The following is a 5,094-nucleotide window of genomic DNA, read 5'->3' on the forward strand; positions in this document are numbered from 1 at the left end:
GAATAGGCTGCGAGCAGCATGCCGAGCACGCGCGAAAGCACGGCGTTGCCGGTGCGCCCGAGGGTGCGCGCGATCAGGCTCGCGGAGGCAAAGCAGAGCATGCAGAGCAGGCAGACCGAGAGGACGACCGCGATGATGATCGCGAGTCTCGCCCCATAGCCGGCATCGCCCGTCAACAGCAGTGTGGTCGCGATCGCGCCAGGGCCGGCCATCATGGGGATGGCCAGCGGAAACACCGCGACGTCGGAGGCGTGCTCCGCGGTCGCCTTGTCAGCCTCGCGCGCCTCGCGATGCGGGCGATCGCCGAAGATCATCTGATAGGATACGCCGAACAGGAGAAGYCCGCCGGCGATCTGGAACGCGGGGATGCCGATCCCGAGCTGGCGCAGCAGCCAGTTTCCGACCAGCGCGATCACCACCAGGATCGACGCCGCAATCAGCGGCGCGCGCAGCGCGATGGTCCGCTTGACCTTGTCGGGCATGCCTCCGGTCGCGGCGAGGAAGGCCGGCGCAAGGCCGACAGGATCGACCACCAGCAGCAGCGTCACGAAGGCGGACAGGGCGAAATCGAGCATGCGGATCGGTCTCACGCGAGGTGCAGCCGCAATCCATAACGGCTCGAGGCGGCCTTCGCGAGGAACATTTGCCCTCGCAGAGTCTTGGTCGCGCGAGGATTGAGGACGGGAGCGCCTTCCCGTGCCCCTCAAGAGGAGGATTTATGGCTAAACGAGCAAAGAAACGTACGACCAAGAAGACCGCGGCGCGCCGCACGCGTCAGGCGCCGAAGATGTTGAGCGACCTGTTCCTCGAGACGCTGAAGGACATCTATTTCGCCGAGAACAAGATCATCAAGACGCTGCCGAAGATGGCGAAGGCGGCTCACTCCAAGCAGCTCTCCGCGGCCTTCACCAAGCATCTGCGTGAGACGCAGGGCCAGGTCAAACGGCTGGACCAGATCTTCAAGATGCTGGGCAAGCCGGCGCGCGGCAAGCCGTGCGAGGCCATCAACGGCATCACCGATGAGGGGGCTGAGATCATGAAGGACTTCAAGAATGCCCCTGCCCTCGACGCCGGCCTGCTCGCCGCAGCCCAGGCCGTCGAGCACTACGAGATCTCCCGCTACGGCACGCTGCGCACCTGGGCCGAAGAGCTCGGCATGCCGGACGCCGCCAGGCTGCTCCAGGCGACGCTCGACGAGGAAAAAACGACCGATCAAACCCTGACCGAGCTCGCCACCTCCGTGATCAACATTGAGGCGGAAGAGGAATACCGCGCTGCGGCCTGAGCCGAGCCGGCCCAACTGTTGGCGCCGCGGAACATATTCGCGGCGCCGAAACGCTTGACTGCGAGGATGCTCTCCAGTCAGAGGGCCAGGCATGCTCCGAATGCGCGCTGCTGGATTTCCGGGGAACCATCCCCATATGCTGATCTTCCAATCGCAGCGCCTTTCCCCGAGTTTGCCATGCAACCCAAAAATCCCCTCGACTGGATGCTGTCCGAAGCCCTGGACTCGCTGACCCGCGCCGAACGGCTGCGCCAGCAGTTCGGCCGCCAGGAAGCTTGCTGGGAACCCCCGATCGACGTGCTCGAAACCGAGCGTGAGCTCCTGATTTTGGTCGCCCTTCCCGGCGTCAATCCCGACAATGTCGAGACGGTGATCCATGACGGCGTGCTCGTCATCTCCGGCCAGCGCACGCTGCCGCCGGAGCTGCGCAACGCCCGCATCCACCGGCTCGAGCTGCCGCAGGGCCGCTTTGAGCGGCGCATCGCGCTTCCCGTTGGCCGCTACGCCATCAGCCGCTTCGTGATGGACGGCTGCGTCGCGCTGCGCCTCGCCAAATCCTGAGGTCGATCATGGCCACCGAACAGATGAATGCCACGCAAAACAATTCCGACGTGAAGATCCCCGAAGATGCGCTGATCATCATCCCCGTGCGCGAGATGGTCCTGTTCCCCGGCGCCATCGCGCCGATCGCTATCGCGCGGCCGAAGTCGGTCGCCGCGGCGCAGCAAGCGCTGCGCGAGCAGCGGCCGGTCGGCATCGTCCTGCAGCGCAGCCCGGAGACCGAAGAACCCGGGCCGGACGACCTCTATAGGGTCGCGACCATCGCCAACATCGTGCGCTACATCACCGCGCCCGACGGCACCCATCACATCGTCTGCCAGGGCGTGCAGCGTGCGCGGATCCTCGACTTCCTGCCGGGCACGCCGTTCCCGGCTGCGCGGATCCAGCAGATTCCGGAGCCGACCACGACCTCGCCCGAGATCGAGGCGCGTGCCTTGAACCTGCAGCGCCAGGCGATCGAGGCGATCGAGCTGCTGCCGCAGGCGCCGCCCGAACTGGCCGCGATGTTCCAGGGCACCACCGCGCCCGGCGCGCTGGCGGATCTCGCGACCTCGTTCATGGACATCAAGCCGCAGGACAAGCAGGAGGTCTTGGAGACCATCGATCTCGCCTTGCGGGTCGAGAAGGTGTCGAAGCATCTGGCCGAGCGGCTGGAGGTGCTGCGCATCTCCAACGAGATCGGCCAGAAGACCCGCGCCAGCTTCGACGAGCGGCAGCGCGAGGCGATCCTGCGCGAGCAGATGGCGACCATCCAGCGCCAGCTCGGCGAAGGCGACGGCAAGGCGGCCGAGGTCGCCGAGCTGACGGCTGCCATTGCCAAGGCCAACATGCCGCCGGAAGCGGAGGCGCACGCCAAGAAGGAGCTGCGCCGCTACGAGCGCATGCCCGATGCCGCCGGCGAATCCGGCATGGTCCGCACCTATCTCGACTGGCTGATCGAGCTGCCCTGGGCGTTGCCCGCGGAGAAGCCGATCGACATCAAGGAGGCGCGCCGCATCCTGGATGCCGACCATTTCGGCCTGGAAAAGATCAAGAGCCGGATCATCGAATATCTGGCGGTGCGCAAGCTTGCTCCGCAGGGCAAGGCGCCGATCCTGTGCTTCGTCGGCCCGCCCGGCGTCGGCAAGACCTCGCTCGGCCAATCCATCGCACGCGCGATGGATCGCCCCTTCGTGCGCGTCAGCCTCGGCGGCGTGCATGACGAGGCCGAGATCCGCGGTCACCGGCGCACTTATATCGGCGCACTGCCCGGCAACATCATCCAGGGCATCAAGAAGGCGGGCACGCGCAACTGCGTCATGATGCTGGACGAGATCGACAAGATGGGCCGCGGCGTGCAGGGCGATCCCTCGGCTGCGATGCTGGAGGTGCTCGACCCCGAGCAGAACGGAACGTTCCGGGACAACTATCTCGGCGTGCCGTTCGACCTGTCGCGCGTGGTGTTCATCGCGACCGCCAACATGCTGGACCAGATTCCGGGCCCGCTGCTGGATCGCATGGAGCTGATCAGCCTCGCCGGCTACACCGAGGAGGAGAAGCTGGAGATCGCACGCCGCTACCTGGTGCGGCGTCAACTCGAGGCCAACGGCCTGACGGCCGAGCAGGCCGAGATCGAGCCGGACGCGTTGAAGCTGGTCGTCAAGGGCTACACCCGGGAAGCCGGCGTGCGCAACCTGGAGCGCGAGATCGGCAAGATATTCCGCCATGCCGCGGTGCAGGTCGCCGAGGGCACGGCTGCCAAGGTCGTGGTGACGGCAAAAGACGTCGCCACCGTGCTCGGCCAGCCGCGTTTCGAAGGCGAGATCGCGCAGCGCACCAGCATTCCGGGCGTCGCCACCGGGCTCGCCTGGACGCCGGTCGGCGGTGACATCCTGTTCATCGAGGCTTCGCGCGTGCCCGGCCGGGGCGGCATGATCCTGACCGGCCAGCTCGGCGACGTCATGCGCGAGAGCGTGCAGGCTGCGATGACGCTCGTGAAGAGCAAGGCCACGCAGCTCGGCATCGATCCATCGCTGTTCGAGAAGAACGACATCCACGTTCACGTGCCGGCGGGCGCAACCCCGAAGGACGGGCCGAGCGCGGGGGTCGCGATGTTCACGGCGCTGACGTCCCTGCTCACCAACCGCACGGTGCGCAGCGACACCGCGATGACCGGCGAGATCTCCCTGCGCGGCCTGGTGCTGCCGGTCGGTGGCATCAAGGAGAAGGTGGTGGCTGCGGCCGCTGCCGGACTGAAGCGGGTGATGCTGCCGGCGCGCAACAAGCGGGACTACGACGACATCCCGCAGAGCGCGCGGGACAACCTCGAATTCATCTGGCTCGAACGCGTCGACGAGGCCATCGCCGCAGCGCTCGAGCCGGCCGAAGCCAATGTCGAAGCGGCGGAGTGACGGCAATGCGTGGATTGTTGGAAAGAGCGAAGAGATCGCGGAAGGCACAGCGATTGCGCCAATTGCTCGATCGCGTGATCGACCAAGTGCGTGATGCACTGGCGCCACCGGGACCGCGGCTTCAGCCGGTTCCGGTGCGGGTGAAGCGCCGCAAGGGCTGACCCCTCCGTTTCAGCCCTCGCAGTCGCTCAAGACAAAAGGCCCCCTCCTGCGAGGGGGCCTTTGCTTTATCAGGCCACAGCGTCCTTGGCGGCCTTGACGGGGCGGGCGCGGACGATCTTCCGGGCCGGCTTGGCCTTGAACATCATCTCTTCACCCGTGAACGGGTTGGTGCCCTTGCGCGCCTTGGTCGCGGGCTTCTTGATGACCACGAACTTGGCGAAGCCCGGCACCAGGAACAGGCCGTTCTTCTTGAGCTCCTTGTGGCCGACGTCGGTCAGCGTCTCCATGACGCTCTTGACGTCGCGCTTGGAAAGCTCGGTGGCGGTCGCAATCTTTTCGATCAACTGCGATTTGGACATTTGGGCTGGCATCGTGTCTCCTCTGATTCGTTGCCGGTTGCATATTAGACCAACCGGCGAAGGCCTATAGCCTTCTGCACAGTTTTGTCGCGATTTTACGGGCTTTTTTGGCCCCCTGTGGCAAAAAACCCTGCTTTTTAGCTACTTCCTGAGCGGAAGAGGCCTGGGTCAGCGGTTTTTGCCTTGTTTCAAAGGCCCGCAAGCAGCCTTGCTAAAGCTGATTCGATGCTTTCGACAAGCGACGACCGGCCTCTTTGTGCGAGGAGCAGCGCGATTCACCCTGGAAAATAAGGCTAGATTGCATCGCCGCCGCGTTTGCAGGTGCTCTCCCTCTCCC

Annotated in this window: 5 protein-coding genes; 3 read left to right on the forward strand and 2 right to left on the reverse strand. The window is 65.4% G+C overall.

The genetic code is table 11. The features are described from left to right. Positions 1–575 (reverse strand): MarC family protein (locus tag ACXJL8_RS33600; protein ID WP_456686342.1); only part of this gene is annotated, 575 nt, incomplete at its 3' end. 143 nt (positions 576–718) lie between these two features. Between ACXJL8_RS33600 and ACXJL8_RS33605 the strand changes: the two genes are divergently transcribed. The 3 genes from ACXJL8_RS33605 (at position 719) to lon (ending at position 4,236) form a co-directional block, all read left to right on the forward strand. After that, complete coding sequence (locus ACXJL8_RS33605; protein ID WP_456623254.1) at positions 719–1,285, forward strand: YciE/YciF ferroxidase family protein; 567 nt, start codon at positions 719–721, stop codon at positions 1,283–1,285. A gap of 177 nt (positions 1,286–1,462) precedes the next feature. After that, a complete protein-coding gene (locus tag ACXJL8_RS33610; protein WP_456623253.1) occupies positions 1,463–1,846 on the forward strand; it encodes an Hsp20/alpha crystallin family protein in 384 nt (127 codons plus the stop codon). An 8-nt stretch (positions 1,847–1,854) separates the two neighbouring features. After that, the gene (lon, locus tag ACXJL8_RS33615; protein WP_456623252.1) at positions 1,855–4,236 is read left to right on the forward strand and encodes an endopeptidase La; all 2,382 of its coding nucleotides are present in this window, start codon (positions 1,855–1,857) and stop codon (positions 4,234–4,236) included. Positions 4,237–4,466: 230 nt separating this feature from the next. Here the strand turns inward: lon and ACXJL8_RS33620 are convergent, their stop codons facing one another. Then, positions 4,467–4,769 (reverse strand): HU family DNA-binding protein, encoded by a 303-nt coding sequence (locus ACXJL8_RS33620; protein WP_008139488.1) that lies wholly within the window; start codon positions 4,767–4,769, stop codon positions 4,467–4,469. Positions 4,770–5,094: the final 325 nt, after the last annotated feature.

The organism is Bradyrhizobium sp. P5_C11_2 (assembly GCF_054049755.1).